The 15,687-nt window shown below is 59.8% G+C and carries 12 protein-coding genes and 4 pseudogenes; 10 read left to right on the top strand and 6 right to left on the bottom strand.

From position 1 onward, the window contains the following. Positions 1-13 precede the first annotated feature (13 nt). The gene (locus LPU83_RS66495; RefSeq protein WP_024319027.1) at positions 14-2,728 is read right to left on the bottom strand and encodes a response regulator; all 2,715 of its coding nucleotides are present in this window, start codon (positions 2,726-2,728) and stop codon (positions 14-16) included. Then, on the bottom strand, positions 2,725-3,471 hold the full coding sequence (locus LPU83_RS66490; RefSeq protein ID WP_024319026.1) for a Tll0287-like domain-containing protein: 747 nt from the start codon (positions 3,469-3,471) through the stop codon (positions 2,725-2,727). Before LPU83_RS66490 ends, LPU83_RS66495 begins: the two co-directional genes overlap by 4 nt. A 161-nt stretch (positions 3,472-3,632) precedes the next feature. Here LPU83_RS66490 and LPU83_RS74785 point away from each other — a divergent pair. Then, positions 3,633-3,753 (top strand): annotated as a pseudogene (locus LPU83_RS74785) (IS6 family transposase); the annotation flags it as partial. 197 nt (positions 3,754-3,950) lie between these two features. Here the strand turns inward: LPU83_RS74785 and LPU83_RS66485 are convergent. Continuing rightward, on the bottom strand, positions 3,951-4,874 hold the full coding sequence (locus tag LPU83_RS66485; RefSeq protein WP_040680907.1) for an ArdC family protein: 924 nt from the start codon (positions 4,872-4,874) through the stop codon (positions 3,951-3,953). A gap of 295 nt (positions 4,875-5,169) precedes the next feature. Between LPU83_RS66485 and LPU83_RS74780 the strand changes: the two are divergent. Both LPU83_RS74780 and LPU83_RS75490 read left to right on the top strand, forming a co-directional pair. After that, positions 5,170-5,536, top strand: a pseudogene (locus LPU83_RS74780) (helix-turn-helix domain-containing protein). Further along, positions 5,533-5,729 (top strand): annotated as a pseudogene (locus LPU83_RS75490) (mobile mystery protein B); the annotation flags it as partial. The pseudogenes LPU83_RS74780 and LPU83_RS75490, both read left to right, overlap by 4 nt. Positions 5,730-6,443: 714 nt before the next feature. Here LPU83_RS75490 and LPU83_RS66475 read toward each other — a convergent pair. Then, positions 6,444-7,343, bottom strand: a complete 900-nt coding sequence (locus tag LPU83_RS66475) for a LysR family transcriptional regulator (RefSeq protein ID WP_024318481.1) — start codon at positions 7,341-7,343, stop codon at positions 6,444-6,446. A 120-nt stretch (positions 7,344-7,463) separates the two neighbouring features. Here LPU83_RS66475 and LPU83_RS66470 point away from each other — a divergent pair, with 120 nt between their 5' ends. From LPU83_RS66470 to LPU83_RS66440, 7 genes and pseudogenes are all read left to right on the top strand, one after another. Then, on the top strand, positions 7,464-8,396 hold the full coding sequence (locus LPU83_RS66470) for a VOC family protein (protein ID WP_024318482.1): 933 nt from the start codon (positions 7,464-7,466) through the stop codon (positions 8,394-8,396). Positions 8,397-8,491: 95 nt separating this feature from the next. Continuing rightward, positions 8,492-9,181 carry a hydrolase gene (locus LPU83_RS66465; protein WP_024318483.1) on the top strand — a complete coding sequence of 230 codons (690 nt, stop codon included), beginning with the start codon at positions 8,492-8,494 and terminating at the stop codon, positions 9,179-9,181. 69 nt (positions 9,182-9,250) lie between these two features. Continuing rightward, entirely contained in the window at positions 9,251-9,541 is a 291-nt protein-coding gene (locus tag LPU83_RS66460; protein ID WP_024318484.1) for a XapX domain-containing protein, read from the top strand. After that, a complete protein-coding gene (locus tag LPU83_RS66455; protein ID WP_024318485.1) occupies positions 9,541-11,523 on the top strand; it encodes an amidohydrolase in 1,983 nt (660 codons plus the stop codon). The genes LPU83_RS66460 and LPU83_RS66455 overlap by 1 nt, the downstream gene beginning before the upstream one ends. A 10-nt stretch (positions 11,524-11,533) precedes the next feature. After that, a complete protein-coding gene (locus LPU83_RS66450; RefSeq protein WP_024318486.1) occupies positions 11,534-11,965 on the top strand; it encodes a DoxX family protein in 432 nt (143 codons plus the stop codon). Next, entirely contained in the window at positions 11,962-13,563 is a 1,602-nt protein-coding gene (locus tag LPU83_RS66445) for an MFS transporter (RefSeq protein WP_024318487.1), read from the top strand. The genes LPU83_RS66450 and LPU83_RS66445 overlap by 4 nt, the downstream gene beginning before the upstream one ends. A 23-nt stretch (positions 13,564-13,586) precedes the next feature. Continuing rightward, positions 13,587-13,793: pseudogene (locus tag LPU83_RS66440) on the top strand (aldolase); the annotation flags it as partial. Between the two features lie 27 nt (positions 13,794-13,820). Here LPU83_RS66440 and LPU83_RS66435 read toward each other — a convergent pair. Both LPU83_RS66435 and LPU83_RS66430 read right to left on the bottom strand, forming a co-directional pair. Beyond that, positions 13,821-14,720: a carbohydrate ABC transporter permease gene (locus LPU83_RS66435; RefSeq protein ID WP_024318489.1), complete on the bottom strand. Its 900-nt coding sequence runs from the start codon at positions 14,718-14,720 to the stop codon at positions 13,821-13,823. 16 nt (positions 14,721-14,736) lie between these two features. Continuing rightward, the gene (locus LPU83_RS66430) at positions 14,737-15,669 is read right to left on the bottom strand and encodes a carbohydrate ABC transporter permease (RefSeq protein WP_024318490.1); all 933 of its coding nucleotides are present in this window, start codon (positions 15,667-15,669) and stop codon (positions 14,737-14,739) included. Positions 15,670-15,687: the final 18 nt, after the last annotated feature.

Below are 15,687 nucleotides of genomic sequence, written 5' to 3'. Positions count from 1 at the left end.
CGAACCTCTCCCCTCACGCCTCTTCCTTTTGCGGAAGATGCCGCTTTAAAGCTGCAATCAGATCGGTGCGGCCTTCGGTTCCTTTTCTGACGACTTCATTCGCGCGAACGCCCAACCAATCCATCTCTTCTCGCGTCAAATCTTTCGACGTGACGATAACGACTGGGATATCTGCCAAGTCGCGCCTGTCTTTGATCGCCTGAAGGAGCGTGAAACCGTCCATGTTCGGCATCATCAGGTCGAGAACCATAATCGTCGGCCGTGCGGCCTCGAGTTGATCAAGACCATGGCGACCGTCGGCTGCCTCCCGCACCCGCCAACCCTCGCGGACAAGCACCCTGCGGAAAAGATCGCGGGTTGCGGGGTCGTCGTCAACGATAAGCACATCATGACGTGCTTCGCCGGCGACTGCATTTAGGGTATCGACGAGTTGCCGGGGGTCGATCGGCTTGATCAGATGGTCCACGGCACCGAAGGCCAGGCCCATCTCGCGATCGGCGACAACCGTTGCGAGGATGACGGGAATATCGCAGATCGCCTTGTCCGACTTGATTTCACGCAGGACGGACCAACCGTCTTGACCCGGCATGATCACGTCAAGGACGATTGCGTCCGGGTGCAATCGACGGATTTTTGCCAAGCCCTCTTCTCCACCCGTCGCCTCGATGACGCTAAAGCCTGCGCCGCGAACGGCGTCGGAGACGAAATTGCGAGCCCGCGCCTCATCATCAATCACGAGAACCGTTGGATGCGCGCTCGCACCTTCCAGGATATCGCTTTGCGGCGTATTTCCCTGGAGAATATCTGTTTTCGTGATCGCAGGGATTGTGAAGCGGAAGGTCGAGCCCTTTCCGAATTCGCTCTCGACGGCAATGGCACCACCCATCATCTTGACGAAATGTTGCGTGATGGTCAGCCCGAGGCCGGTGCCGCCGTAATTCCGCGTCGTCGACGAATCCACCTGTACGAATGCTTGGAAGAGCTTTTGCTGCTGCTCCTTCGTCATGCCGATTCCACTATCACTGACGGCAAATTCGAGCCATTCACCAACTCCGTCCTCGTAACGTCGCACCGCAAGCTTGATCTCGCCGTTCTCCGTAAATTTGGCGGCATTGGAGAGAAGATTAAACAGATTTTGCCGCAGCTTGGTCTTATCGGTCTCGATCTGGTCCTGCTCGACGGAGACACTCACCATCAGACGGTTGCCCTTCTTGGCGATCAGCGGCGCTACGGTATTTTGAACGTCGGCAAGAAGCTGTCTTAGACTGAGGCGCTCGACGTAGAGCTCCATCTTGCCCGCCTCGATCTTGGAGAGATCGAGAACGTCGTTGATGAGCGCCAGGAGATGGCGTCCCGAGCCCATAATCTTGTTGAGATCCGCAATGAACCCGGTCTGTCCGAGATCGCCGGCATCCTCGATGAGCATTTCGCTATAACCGATGATCGCATTCAAAGGAGTGCGCAGCTCGTGGCTCATGGAGGCGAGGAAACGGCTCTTTTCTTCGCTGGCGACCTCTGCGCCACGCCTTGCCTCCTCCAGCTCCGCCTGTCGGTTCTTCAAATCCGATATATCCGTGTAGACCGCCACGGTGGCGCCCTCCGGCGTCTTTCGCTTGGCGATGCGCAGCCATGTTCCATTGGCGAATTGCCGCTCGATCATGCCCTGCGGATCACGGTGACGCTGCATGGCCTCAGCGACCCAACTCTCTATCCCGCCGCTTCCGATATCGGTCGTGCCGCGTTCTGCCTGCGCACGTACAATATCTTCAAAGGCCCTTCCAGGCGTCATCAGGTCCGCAGTCTCCGGAAACAGTTGAAGATAGCGTTGGTTGACCAAAACCAGCCGGTCGCTCGCGTCAAAAAACGCGAACCCATCGGGAATGGTCTCGATTGCTGTCATCACCGTATTGCGCTGGCGCTCGGCAATCGCTTCTAGCTCTCGACGCTCAGCCTGGCTGTCACGCAGCAATCGCAACGTCTTTGAAACTTTTCCGAATTCATCGCTGCCTTCTGGCGGCAGTTCGACATCCTCCTGCCCCCTCGTCAACTGCGTCATCGCCCTGTCGATCCGGCCGAGTGGCACGAGGATGGAGCGCAGCACCAGCCAGGTCATCAGAATACAGGCCAGCGTCGTCACGCCGGCTGCGATCAGAGCTCGCATATAGGTGTTGCGCGCCGTCGCATCGGCAGCGTCGCGCGCCAGATCGGCTTCGTTCTCGAGGCGTTGTTCGAGCGACATGAGAACGGAATCGATTTGATCGCTATAGCTTCTGGCGGCCGCCAGCCGGGAGTTGCCTATGACCCTGTTGTCATTGGTGTAGGCGTCAACGGCCTCCATCGCCTTTTCAAAGTAGGCGTTCGAACCCTGTAGGATCGTGTTCGCTTCATCGGGCGCGAAGACCTTGATGCGGGCCAGATCTTGTTCCAGCGCTTGGCGGGCTTCTTGCGCGCGCCGTTCCGAGAGGGTCAACAGGCTGACCGACAGATCCGTCAGCCAATAGCGGACCTCGCCAAAATGGCGATGCGCCTTGGCAGCATCGTCGAACATATGAAAGCGCCCATTCGCCTCCTCAACACGCCGCTGATTTTCACGCAGATCATGCGCCATGAAGGCGACGCTGAGGAGCAACGCGCCCAAAAGCGCGGCCGAAAGACAGATAAGGCGAAGCGGTATCTTTCGATCCGTCAGGCGGCCGATCCGCATTGGAATGGTGACGAAGGCGCTCATTTGAACAGCGTAATGCTGATCGCACCTGCCAAATCGCCTTCAGCTTTACCCTCCTTTGGGTAGCCTGTCACGTCGACCTCGCCTTTGGGTCCGCCGTGACACGTCAGGCAGGATGCCGAGTAATATTCAGGGATCAGCATGCGAAAAGACTGGCGGCCGTTTACCCCCACCTCCTCGGTGAAGGATTTGCCTTTTGGCCAATCGGGAGACAGAAAATTGTTCTCTATGACGTGCTGCTCCCAATCATCCGGGCGCGCCTTGCGATTGCGGATCAGCTCCTCCGGCGCCGTCACCTTCATCTTCGCCTTATCGCCGACCTTTTCCTCGAAACGTTCATTGACCAATCGGGCGAAGGTCGAGGGAATGAACCCCTTGAAGCCCACACCCTTCATATCGATCATGCTTTGATGTTCGTCGACAACTTCCTTTATCGCGGCGACCTGCGCATCGAACAATTGCTTATCGAGAAGGCTGAAATTCTGATCCGATACGGCATCGCCCTTGCGCTGGGCAAAGATCTGCAGCGCTTCGTTGACGACACGTTGACCCGTGAGATCCTTTTTTCCTAGAGATTCGTCGTTGATGAGCTTTTGATGACCCGAGATGACAGTCCGGCCGGCGCGCAACAATGCAGAGAGCCGTTCACCTGTGGTCATGTCATCTTCGTCGGCAACAACAAAGCCCGCCAAAATACAAATCGCGGCCCATCCCAAAAAGACACCAGATATCGCGCCGAGCCGCATGTTGAGCCTCGTAGTATAGTACCCGCGCCGCGATAGTATCAGCTTGCGCTAATTTACAAAAGCATTAGTAACAGTCGGCGACGCCTAGGGCCCCTTTGGCCCTGTTGCAAAACGCGATTGTTGGGCCATCTGGCTCAGATGTATTCGCAGCAGGTTTTTCGATGAGCGATTTCAAGTGTCGGCATTTTCGCGGAGATGTGACCCTGGGCGGTTTTCTGGTACTGCAAATACGGTATCAGCTATCTTGAAACGATGCTGTGCGAACGCGGCGTCAATCTTGATCAGAGGATGATGTCGACGGTTCCTAACGAGGAACCTTAAAGGCGCAGAGACTGAAATGGCGCTCTCGGTCCTGGCATCCAGCATCATGCGCGCCCTCAGTATCAAGGCATGCCACGCACAGCTCTGAAAAACCAAAGAGAGGGCCCCGGTCAAACCAGGTCAAACCAGGGCCCGAAGGCGTTTTCACACAGGCGGCTTTACGCCGCCTCCCCGTCGTCTATCTGATCGGGCTGCAGGTAGTGCAGGTAGCTGACAGCGCGCTGCTCATGGCCGGCGGCGACAAAGATTGCCCGCTTGTCGCCGGAGAGAACCTTGAGCCAGGCGGCAAGGTAGCTTGCATGATCGGGCCGCGGGGCGAGTTCGGGAACGATGCCGAGATCGGCGCAGAGGAAGCAGCTGCCGAGTTCGGCGATCAGTTCCTCGCGGGCGCGCTCGCTTTGGTCCTTGGCATAGCGGCTGAGATCACGATCCAGTCGGTGTGGCGCCGCCGTCCAGTGGGTCAGTTCATGACTGAGGATCGCAACATAGGAGGCAGCGTCGCGGAAGGCTTCGAAGGCGGGCATCTGGATGTGATCGCGGACCGGGGCATAGTAGGCCGTCGATCCACCATGGCGGATCAGGGCGCCGGTGTTGGCAAAGAAGCGGTCGGCATGGCCGATACGCACCAGCGGATCCTGAACGGCGGCGAGCTGATGGAAGCGCGCGTCCAGTCCGGCAATCTGCTCGGCATTGAAGACCGTGTAGGCCTTGAGAAACGGGATATCGTGCTCGACCGCTTCGCCGGTGTCGCTGGTTTCGGTGCGGATGAAGGAACTGGCAAAGACGACCGTGGTGCCGGTCTCGCCCTTGCGCACCGCCGCCCCCAGTTGAAGGGCCTGGCGAAACGTCATCCAGGTTGGCGCCGTGAAGCCGCGGGCGATCGCTTCGGACCATAAAAGCAGAACGTTGATGCCGGAATAGGGTTGGCCGTTGTGGCGCAAGGGCCGGGTGATCCGGTCGGTCGCCTGGGCTGAGCTCCACGGCTGCATCCAGGGCCGCACGCCCTGCTCGAGCTCGGCGATGATCTTGTCGGTGATGCGGCTATAGAGATCGGCTCGTTGGTGGGTTTGTTGCCGGCTCATGTTGAAACCTCCGTTTTGAGGTCGCGACCATCGCGACCTGCTACGGCGGTCCGAATGCCGGGCTGCAAGGGCCGGCCCGCACCCGATAGGGCCGCAACGCAGGTGGAGGACGGCAACGCCGTTGCGGGGCGGCGCGGGGCCCGGCAGGACCTGAAGCCGGGGCAGGACGCAATGGTCGCTGGCAAGGCGGGGATTGTTCGACGGCTGGCGGGCACCACTAACCGCAGCGCTCAACAGCGGAGCCGGTGACGGGTTAGCAGCGCCCTCGCCGCCTCGGCCTTGCCAGCGACCAGGGATGAAGAGCGACAGTCGAAAGAGGGGGCGCTTGCGCCTCGATGAAGGATTGCAGGGGCTCCAACCGATTTTGACCGGTTCACAGCACCGCCAAAGGGATAGGTGCGGGCACTGCGCGACGCGCTCGCGATGACAGGCGCGCAGCGCAGGCGCTGGATTGTGCGCTCGTCTACGCCCTCGTCCCAAACAGTTCACTCGAGGATGTCATCGATGCCCGCGCACGGAAACTCGCAAAGCGCGGGCTTCGACGCGTCACGCATACGATGCGCCTCGAAGCGCAGGGCACGGACGATGTGGATTTCGAATCCCATGTCCAGGCATACATTCGCGACAAACTCTCTGAGAGCGACCTCTGGAACGAGACATGACGGACCTATTTCAGGAGCCTGAGGGACGCAACACTCCTTGAGCGGCAAGAGCGAGATGGACTGCTTCAGACATGGATCTCGCACCGCCGTGACCTTAACGAGGGGAAGAGGAAAACATTGTCGAGGACACCGCATGGGCGCGCGCCGCCGGCGTGTTTCGCTTGAGCGGATGCTCAGCGATGACTTCGAGCGGATGCATGTCCCGACCAATTTAAAGTGAAGATGCGTCCAATCTTAATTCATGGCCCGTCGATTTAAACCAAACGTTCGATTCTGAGGTGGTCGCCTCCATCACCGAGTCGCCTTTCCATTGACCTTACTGTCTCTAGGCCCAGTACAGTGGACAGAGAAACCACAAGTAGGAGCGACTGCAGCACTGCAGTCGCAATCAATTGCCCCACCGGAAACGCGAGAAAAATCGGTTCGTAGGTCCCGGCCTTCTCGGCACCTCCGGCCGCATCCTCATGCTCTGCCCTCTGTCTCGTCGCCAACATCATCAGCTTGTTACGCGACGGAAACCGAATAATTGAAGAAGGGGACACCGAGAACGAGGATGTCAGCGGCGAGGAATTCAGCCAGCGCCTTCCTGCTCTCGACGATATCATCTAGCGCGGTCTGGTCGTGGTCCGAAACGTCCGCGCTTGGGCATGTGCCGAAAAGACGGACGCTGAAATGGGCGACAGCGGCTCCACCGCGAAATCCTTGTACTGAACTTCAATGCCTGCGATGCCCTTCTTGAGCCGCTCGACCGCAGCGAGACATCTCGCGGGTCAGCGAACCGACCGTTTGAATGTTTGTGTCGATGTGCAACAACCTCATTTCATTCCCCTCCTTTGCGCCCAGGGTGCTGTGATATCGTCTTCGCAGACGTTGTAACGGCAGCGGCACCTCCTCTATCGGCGATAGTTCATTCGATCGCTGATATAAACGCCGGGATTTGTTGTTCGAAGAACTTCGAGAACGAGGCGATACGCGGCGGCAGCGCCTGGTACGGGGGGTAGTACAGGGTCAGCCATAAGTCCGGCGGCGACCAGTCCCGCAGGACGTGAACGAGCCGTCCGGTACGCAGATACTCGGCCACATGGAACTTGGGCAGCATGGCGACCCCGACTCCGTCGGCAGCCATGCTCGCCAGTACCTCCCCACTATTGGCGCTGAATGCGCGGCCCGCAGAAATCGTAGCGCTGCCACTGCCGTCCGATAGCGTCCAGGTCTCCCGTTTGCTGTCGCCGCTGTAGGCCAGGCAATCGTCAGGAATGAGTTCATTGGCGTGCTTCATGTCGGAAAACCGGCTGCCCGGCGCGGCGACGAGAATACGGCGAACGATGCTGATCTTGCGCCAGATCGTGAACTTGTCTGAGGGGGCCGCGGAAATACGGATCGCCAGATCATAGTCGTCATCGATGATGTTCACGAGCCCATCCGCGAGCGAGATTTCGAAGCTGATCTTCGGGTAGCGTTCCTTGAATGCGGAGAGGATGGGTGGCAGGACCTGCTGCCCGAACCAGGTCGGCGCGCTGATCCGCAGGCGGCCATGATCCGCCTTGTGGGTATTCATCACATCCTTGCGTGCGTTGTCGAGCACCTGCACCGCCGGCTGTATCTGAGCGGCGAAGATCGCGCCATCGGTCGTCAGCGACACCTGACGCGTGGTCCGCACAAAGAGTTGCACACCAAGGTCTTCTTCCAAGGCAGCGATCGCCCGCGTGACGGCTGCTGGAGTCATATCGAGCTCGCGCGCGACCTGCGCGAAATTCCGCTTCTCGGCGGCCAGCAGAAAGGTTCGAAGCAGCTTGTAGTCGTTCATTTATTATTTCACCCAGAGCAATTCACTGAGAATTATTATTGCAATTCCGGCCGCCGATCAACGGGCGTAAGTTTCCAATCACACCAGACAAACGAAAGCAGCCGCGGAAGGGCAAACGTCATGATCAAGGATATCAAAGGACTGCATCACATCACGTCGATGGCATCGGATGCCCGCCAGAACAACGCGTTTTTCACGGACACACTTGGCCTGCGCCGCGTGAAGAAGACCGTGAATTTCGACGACCCCAACGTCTACCACCTCTACTACGGTGATGAGGCCGGCACCCCCGGCTCCGTCATGACCTACTTCCCTTTTCCCGACGTGATGCGCGGCCGCCCCGGCGTCGGCGAAGTCAGCGAAACGCAGTTCGCAGTTCCCAAGGGCTCACTCTCCTACTGGCAGGATCGCCTGTCAGCAAAGGGAGCCAGCAACCTGCATGCCGACATTGCCTTCGGTGCTGACCGCCTCCTGTTCAAAGGGACGGACGGCGAAGCGTTCGCCCTTGTCGAATCAGACGACGATGGCCGCAAAGCCTGGAACGGTGCCGGCATCGACGAAAGCGTCGGTATCCGCGGCTTTTCCGGTGCCAAGTTCCGCCTGCATGACACCGCCGCCACTTCCGAACTGCTAGGCTTCATGGGCTACCAGCGCGCCGAGACTGATGGGGATGTTACCCGCTTCATCATCCCAGGCGGCAACGGCGCTGATACCATAGACCTCGAGGTGCTTTCGAAAACGCCTTTCGCAAGGCAGGGCGCAGGTTCGGTGCATCACATCGCTTTCGCTGTCGACAACCGCGCAAAGCAGCTCGAAGTTCGCAAGGCCCTGATGGATACGGGATACCAGGTGACTCCGGTGATCGACCGCGATTACTTCTGGGCCATCTACTTCAGGACACCCGGCGGCGTACTGTTCGAAATCGCCACGAACGAACCCGGTTTCGACCGCGACGAAGACACGGCACACCTCGGCGAGGTTTTGAAACTGCCAACACGCTACGAGCCTTATCGTGACCAGATCGAGGCCGGGCTGACACCACTGGCGGCCTGACGTCGCTTTCCAACAATAGGGCGGCATAACGTTCAAGACGTGCCGCTTTGCCTGCCCCATTACCTTGCTTCAACCCAACCAAAGGAAGACACGAGATGTCCAGCAAGCTTCAGGTCCTCACCCCGCAGAACAGCCAGATCATCTTCATCGACCAGCAACCGCAGATGGCTTTCGGCGTTCAGTCGATCGACCGCCAGGTCTTGAAGAACAACGTCGTCGGCCTTGCCAAGGCGGCCAGGATCTTCAACGTCCCGACCACCATCACCACTGTCGAGACCGATAGCTTCTCGGGCAACACTTTCCCGGAACTGCTCGCCGTCGTCCCCGACAATGATATCCTCGAGCGCACATCGATGAATTCCTGGGACGACCAGAACGTCCGCGACGCGCTTGCCAAAAATGCTGTTGACGGCCGCAAGAAGGTCGTCGTCGCCGGCCTGTGGACCGAGGTTTGCAACACGACCTTCGCCCTCTCCTGCATGAACGACACCGACTACGAAATTTACATGGTTGCGGATGCTTCCGGTGGCACGTCCGCCGATGCGCACAAATATGCGATGGACCGCATGGTGCAGGCGGGTGTCGTTCCGGTCACCTGGCAGCAGGTCCTGCTCGAATGGCAGCGCGACTGGGCCCGCAAGGAAACCTATGACGCGGTCACGTCGCTGGTGAAGGAGCATTCCGGCGCCTACGGCATGGGCATCGACTATGCCGTCACCCACGTTCACGGCGGCGCCGAGCGGGTCAGCCATGGCAAGCGGATCGGCCCGAACCCCGCGAAGTAAAACCGTCATCGCTCCGGCAGGCCGCCATCTGCCGGAGTGAATGCTTCCCCCAAGCGAAGGTCATCCTCGATGAAAATCTATCTCCTGTCACTCGGTGCCGGCCTGCTGGTGGGCGTGATCTACAGCCTGCTCAATGTCCGTTCGCCCGCCCCGCCCGTTGTCGCTCTTATCGGTCTGCTTGGAATCCTTGTCGGCGAGCAGCTGGTGCCGCTGGCAAAAAGCATCTGGGCTCGCGAGCCTGCTGCCGCCTCCTGGCTTCATCAGGTAAAGCCTCACATGTTCGGGCACCTCCCGAAAGGCGCGACAAACGTGGTGGAGGTGAGCCCGCCCCATGAAGATCCGACATCGGGGAAAAGCTGATGACCACGCGCCGCACATTCCTGGGCGCAGCATCGACCTTCGCCTTTTCAAATCTTTTTTCTCCGGCCAATGCCGGCGATCCCACCAAGACCGGAGCCGCTTCCATGCGCGCAGACATCGTTTTTCACAACGGATTAATCACGACGCTTGATCGCGCAAATCCAAACGCCACCGCGGTCGCCATCAAGGACGGCCTGTTCATGGATGTGGGAACCGACAGCGAAATAATGGCGCTCGCCGGACCGGATACGACGATCATCGACCTGAAGGGCAAGCGGATGTTGCCGGGCCTCATCGACAACCACACCCACGTCGTGCGCGGTGGCCTCAACTTCAACATGGAGCTTCGCTGGGATGGCATTCGGTCACTCGCCGATGCGATGGACATGCTGAAGCGACAGGTGGCGATCACGCCGGCCCCGCAATGGGTCCGCGTGGTCGGCGGTTTCACCGAGCACCAGTTTGCCGAAAAACGCCTGCCGACGATCGACGAAATCAACGCTATTGCACCCGATACCCCTGTCTTCCTGCTCCACCTTTATGACCGCGCGCTGCTGAACGGCGCAGCCCTTCGCGCCGTCGGCTATACCAAGGACACTCCAAACCCTCCGGGCGGAGAGATCACCCGCGATTCCAACGGCAATCCGACAGGCCTTCTGCTCGCCAAGCCGAATGCGGGCATTCTCTATTCGACTTTGTCGAAGGGGCCTAAGCTTCCGTTTGAATACCAGGTCAATTCCACCCGCCACTTCATGCGCGAGCTCAACCGGCTGGGCATCACCGGCGTGATCGACGCTGGCGGCGGCTTTCAGAACTACCCGGACGACTATGCCGTAATCCAGAAATTGTCGGATGAGGATCAGCTCACTGTGCGCCTGGCCTACAATCTGTTCACGCAGAAGCCGAAGGAAGAAAAACAGGACTTCCTCAACTGGACGCAGTCGGTCAAATACAAGCAGGGAAACGATTACTTCCGGCACAACGGCGCTGGCGAAATGCTCGTCTTCTCGGCGGCAGACTTTGAGGATTTCCGTCAGCCAAGGCCCGAGATGGCGCCGGAGATGGAAGGCGAGCTCGAGGAGGTGGTTCGCGTGCTTGCCGAAAACCGCTGGCCCTGGCGGATGCACGCCACCTATGACGAGACCATCTCTCGTTCCCTCGATGTCTTCGAAAAGGTCAACAAGGACATCCCGCTCGAGGGTCTCAACTGGTTCTTCGACCATGCCGAGACTATCTCGGATCGTTCGATCGACCGGATCGCGGCGCTCGGCGGCGGCATCGCGACACAGCACCGAATGGCCTATCAGGGCGAATATTTTGTCGAGCGCTACGGTCATGGTGTCGCTGAAGCAACGCCCCCGATCAAGCGCATGCTTGAGAAGGGCGTCAACGTATCGGCAGGTACGGATGCGACACGCGTCGCTTCCTACAATCCATGGGTTTCTCTCGCCTGGATGGTGACCGGAAAGACGGTTGGCGGCATGCAGCTCTACCCGCGCGCCAACTGCCTCGACCGCGAGACGGCGCTGCGCATGTGGACAGAGAAGGTCACCTGGTTCTCCAATGAGGAAGGCAAGAAAGGTCGGATCGAAAAAGGCCAGTTCGCCGACCTCGTCGTGCCGGACAAGGACTTCTTTGCCTGCGCCGAAGACGAGATCTCGTTCCTGTCCTCGCAGTTGACCATGGTCGGCGGCAAGATCGTCTATGGTGCGGGCGACTTCTCAGCGCTCGACGACAACGACGTACCGCCCGCCATGCCGGACTGGTCTCCCGTTCGCACGTTCGGCGGCTATGCGGCATGGGGTGAACCGCAAGGCGCAGGCATGAACTCTCTGCGCCGGACCGCGATCTCGACCTGCAGCTGCACCAGCTCCTGCAACGTCCACGGCCACGACCACGCCGGAGCCTGGACATCGAACCTGCCGATCGCCGATCTCAAGGGCTTTTTCGGCGCGCTCGGTTGCGCATGCTGGGCCGTGTGAGGACAAGATCATGATTTCCGTAACCCAACGCCGTAACGGCCTCGCTTCGCTCGCCGCCTCCCCCGTGGTCGCTTTCGTGGCGCTCCTTGGCCTGTGCGCGGCCTATATCCAGGGACCGCTTGCCAAGCTTTTCGATTTCCAGAGTGCGATTGGTGAGATGGAGCATTTCGGTCTTCATCCGGCCGCCCTCTTCGCGGTCGCCGTCATCGTGTTCGAACTGGCAGCTTCGGCAATGATCCTGTCTGGCTTCCTTCGATGGCTTGGCGCACTGGCGCTCGCCGTCTTCACGCTTCTTGCGACGTTCGTCGCCGTCCGGTTCTGGGAGATGCCCTCCGGCATGGAACGGATGATGGCGACCAACGCCTTCTTTGAGCATCTTGGTCTTGTCGGCGCCTTCGTCATTGTCGCCATCACCGACCTCACTAAGGGAGCGGGCAAATGAGCGCCGCAAAATCTTCAGGCGGCAGTTTCGCGCCGCTACGCCAGCCTGTCTTCGCTGTCCTCTGGACGGCAACGGTCCTGGGCAACACCGGCAGCTTCATGCGCGATGTGGCCAGTTCCTGGCTGATGACCGATCTCTCGGCGGCACCCGCGACCGTCGCCATGGTTCAGGCAGCCGGCACCCTGCCGATCTTCCTTCTGGCGATCCCGGCGGGCGTGCTCTCGGACATCCTCGACCGACGCAAGTTCCTGATCGCTGTCCAGCTCCTGCTCGCCACCGTCAGCATATCGCTGATGGTACTGTCCTACATGGGTATGCTTTCGGTCAGCGCTTTGATCGGGTTGACCTTTCTGGGCGGTATCGGAGCCGCCCTGATGGGCCCGACATGGCAGGCGATCGTGCCTGAACTGGTAGCGCGCGAGGACGTGAAGAGCGCGGTTGCCCTGAACTCGCTTGGGATCAACATCGCACGCTCGATCGGCCCCGCTGCCGGTGGCCTGCTGCTCGCCGCGTTCGGAGCTGCCTTGACCTACGGCGCAGACGTTGCAAGTTACATCGTCGTCATCGCGGCGCTCGTCTGGTGGCCGCGTGCCAAAGACGCCGATGACGCATTGTCGGAGAACTTCTTCGGCGGGTTCCGTGCCGGACTGCGCTACACCCGAGCCAGCAAGCCGCTTCACGTCGTGCTTTTGCGGGCGGCGATTTTCTTCGCCTTTGCCAGCGCGGTCTGGGCGCTTCTTCCGCTGGTCGCCCGTCAGCTTCTGGGCGGGGATGCAGGCTTCTACGGACTTCTGCTCGGTTCGGTCGGTGCAGGCGCCATCGGTGGGGCTCTGGTGATGCCGCGTTTGCGTCAGCGCTTCGATTCCGACGGTCTTCTTCTGGGCTCGGCACTCGTGACGGCTCTCGTCATGGCCGCACTCTCGCTCGCTCCGCCGCAATGGCTGGCAGTCGTCGTCCTTCTTTTCCTTGGTGCTGCCTGGATTACCGCCCTTACCACCCTGAACGGGGCGGCGCAGGCTGTCCTGCCGAATTGGGTACGGGGCCGTGGCCTTGCCGTCTATCTGACCGTGTTCAACGGTGCGATGACGGCCGGCAGTCTCGGATGGGGTGCCGTCGGGGAAGCGGCCGGCGTGCCTGGCACGCTGTTAGTCGGTGCCGCCGGATTGCTCGTCGCAGGCTTCATCATGCACCGGATCAAGCTTCCGTCCGGCGAGGCCGATCTGGTATCGTCCAACCATTGGCCGGAGCCTCTCGTTGCCCAGCCGGTCGCAAACGACCGCGGCCCCGTGCTCATCCTGATCGACTACCGCGTCGAGAAACACAACCGCGCCAAATTCCTGCATGCTCTCGACGACATGTCCTCGGAGCGTCGACGGGACGGAGCTTATGGCTGGGGCGTGACGGAAGACTCTGCCGATCCTGAAAAAATCACGGAGTGGTTCATGGTCGAATCCTGGGCTGAACACCTTAGGCAGCACAAGCGCGTCTCGAATGCGGATGCCGACCTGCAGAGCAAGGTCCTGGCTTTCCACAGCGGCCCTGACAAGCCTGTCGTTCGACATCTGCTGTCGATCAACAAGCCTGGAATGGCGGTCTGAAGCTGGACATGACGGGATATCCATCCAATCACGGACCGGTCGTCGCCGGTGACAGCCTGGAGGCTGGGTTTTTCGTAACCGAGGAGTTGGAGGAGACGGCGAAGCTCTATCTGCTGCTGCGCAACCTCAACCCCCGTTGTCTCAGCCCGGCGCAGGTAAATGATCTCATCAAGATCGTCGGCCTCGACCTTCCATCTCATCACGACCACGACCACGACCATCACGATTGAGTGCGGCGCTGCCCGCGCAACGGACATTTATTCCTTCACCGCACCGGTCATGGATGACACGTAATAATCGACGAAGAAGGAATAGAGGATCACCACCGGCAGCGAGCCGAACAGCGCGCCCGCCATCAGTGCGCCCCATTCGAACACGTCGCCGCGGACCAGTTCCGTCAGAACGCCAACCGGCACGGTCTTGTTTTCCGAAGACTGGATGAAGGTCAGCGCATAGATGAACTCGTTCCAGGATAGCGTGAAGGCAAAGATGCCGGCTGATATCAGTCCGGGAACGGCAAGCGGCAGGATGATCTTGATCAGAATCTGCCAGCGCGTCGCGCCATCCACCAGCGCGCTCTCCTCGAGCTCGAACGGGATCGACCGGAAATAGCCCATCAGCAGCCAGGTGCAGAAGGGAATGAGGAACGTCGGATAGGTGAAGATCAGCGCCAGCCTGGAATCGTAGATGCCGAACTTGAAGACGATGAAGGCGAGCGGAATGAACAGGATTGACGGCGGCACGAGGTAGGCGAGAAAGATCATCAGCCCCACCGGCCGCGAGCCCGAGAACCGCACGCGCTCGATCGCGTAGGCCGCAAAGACCGATGCCGCCAGCGACAGGAACGTCGCGCAGGTGGCCACCAGCATCGTGTTCCACAGCCAGCCCGGATAGGAGGTCTCAAACAGCAGGTACTTGATATGATCGAGCGTCGGGCCGACCACCCAGAAGGGGCTGTAGTTCGTATAGTCGGTCAGCTGCGAATTTGGCTTTATCGCCGTGATCGCCATCCAGTAGAACGGAAAGAGCAGCACGAAGACGAACACCGCCATCGGCAGATAAACCATCACGATCCGGCGCGGCAGGCGATTGAGATAGCTCATGCCCTGTACATCGTCGGTCAGAACGGCGTTTTCGGATTTCGCGGTCGTGGTCATCGTCATTTTCCCCTCATCAATCCTGGCCGCCCTGCTGCCATTTGCGGCGTTGCAGGCCGAAGAAGCTGAACATGATGGCGGCAAGCAGGAAGGGGATCATCGCCACGGCGATCGCCGCCCCCTCGCCCAGTTGTCCGCCGGGAATGCCGCGCTGGAAGGAGAGCGTCGCCATCAGATGCGTCGCATTCACCGGCCCGCCCTTGGTGAGCACATAGATCAGCTGGAAGTCCGTGAACGTGAACAGCACCGAGAAGGTCATGACGACGGCGATGATCGGTGTCAGCATCGGCAACGTCACATAGCGAAAGCGCTGCCAGCTCGTCGCGCCGTCTAGCGACGCCGCCTCGTGCAGTGAGGCCGGAATGGTCTGGAGACCAGCCAGCAACGAAATGGCGACGAAGGGAATGCCGCGCCAGACATTGGCGGCGATCACCGAGGCGCGGGCATTTGTTGGATCGCCGAGGAAATTAATCGGGCTGTCGATCACGCCGAGCTGCATCAGCGACCAGGAGATGATCGAGAACTGTGCATCGTAGATCCACCAGAAGGCCAGCGCCGAAAGCACCGTCGGAACGACCCAGGGCAAAAGCACGATCGCCCGGAAGAAGGATTTGAACGGCAGGTTCTCGTTCAACAGCAGCGCCAGCCAGAGCCCGAAGACGAATTTCAGGATTGATGCGACGATCGTGTAGAGAAGCGTGTTGAAGACCGAGAGCCAGAAGACCGAGTCCTCGGAAAGGAAGATGTAATTTTCGAGCCCGATGAATACTCCGTCACGGCCGATGCGCGTATCGGTGAAGCCGAGCCAGACGCCGAGGCCGAGCGGATAGGTCAGGAAGCAGACAAGGAAGACGGCGGCCGGCAGCATGAAGAGGAAGCCGATCATATTCCTGTTCTGCATGAGCGAAGCCATCGCCGAAGGCGGCTTCCTGGACGATACTGTGGGCATCGGTCATCTCCCGTATGA

The sequence above is a fragment of the Rhizobium favelukesii genome (assembly GCF_000577275.2).
Classification (GTDB): Bacteria; Pseudomonadota; Alphaproteobacteria; order Rhizobiales; family Rhizobiaceae; genus Rhizobium; species Rhizobium favelukesii.
Note: the sequence above shows the minus strand (reverse complement) of the source record. Positions and strands in the feature narration are given on the sequence as shown.

What these genes read in the sequence shown, in the direction of transcription:
- LPU83_RS66495 (WP_024319027.1), bottom strand. Translation starts at nt 2,728, where the DNA reads ATGAGCGCCTTCGTCACCATTCCAATGCGGATCGGCCGCCTGACGGAT.
- LPU83_RS66490 (WP_024319026.1), bottom strand. Translation starts at nt 3,471, where the DNA reads ATGCGGCTCGGCGCGATATCTGGTGTCTTTTTGGGATGGGCCGCGATT.
- LPU83_RS66485 (WP_040680907.1), bottom strand. Translation starts at nt 4,874, where the DNA reads ATGAGCCGGCAACAAACCCACCAACGAGCCGATCTCTATAGCCGCATC.
- LPU83_RS66475 (WP_024318481.1), bottom strand. Translation starts at nt 7,343, where the DNA reads ATGAACGACTACAAGCTGCTTCGAACCTTTCTGCTGGCCGCCGAGAAG.
- LPU83_RS66470 (WP_024318482.1), top strand. Translation starts at nt 7,464, where the DNA reads ATGATCAAGGATATCAAAGGACTGCATCACATCACGTCGATGGCATCG.
- LPU83_RS66465 (WP_024318483.1), top strand. Translation starts at nt 8,492, where the DNA reads ATGTCCAGCAAGCTTCAGGTCCTCACCCCGCAGAACAGCCAGATCATC.
- LPU83_RS66460 (WP_024318484.1), top strand. Translation starts at nt 9,251, where the DNA reads ATGAAAATCTATCTCCTGTCACTCGGTGCCGGCCTGCTGGTGGGCGTG.
- LPU83_RS66455 (WP_024318485.1), top strand. Translation starts at nt 9,541, where the DNA reads ATGACCACGCGCCGCACATTCCTGGGCGCAGCATCGACCTTCGCCTTT.
- LPU83_RS66450 (WP_024318486.1), top strand. Translation starts at nt 11,534, where the DNA reads ATGATTTCCGTAACCCAACGCCGTAACGGCCTCGCTTCGCTCGCCGCC.
- LPU83_RS66445 (WP_024318487.1), top strand. Translation starts at nt 11,962, where the DNA reads ATGAGCGCCGCAAAATCTTCAGGCGGCAGTTTCGCGCCGCTACGCCAG.
- LPU83_RS66435 (WP_024318489.1), bottom strand. Translation starts at nt 14,720, where the DNA reads ATGACCACGACCGCGAAATCCGAAAACGCCGTTCTGACCGACGATGTA.
- LPU83_RS66430 (WP_024318490.1), bottom strand. Translation starts at nt 15,669, where the DNA reads ATGCCCACAGTATCGTCCAGGAAGCCGCCTTCGGCGATGGCTTCGCTC.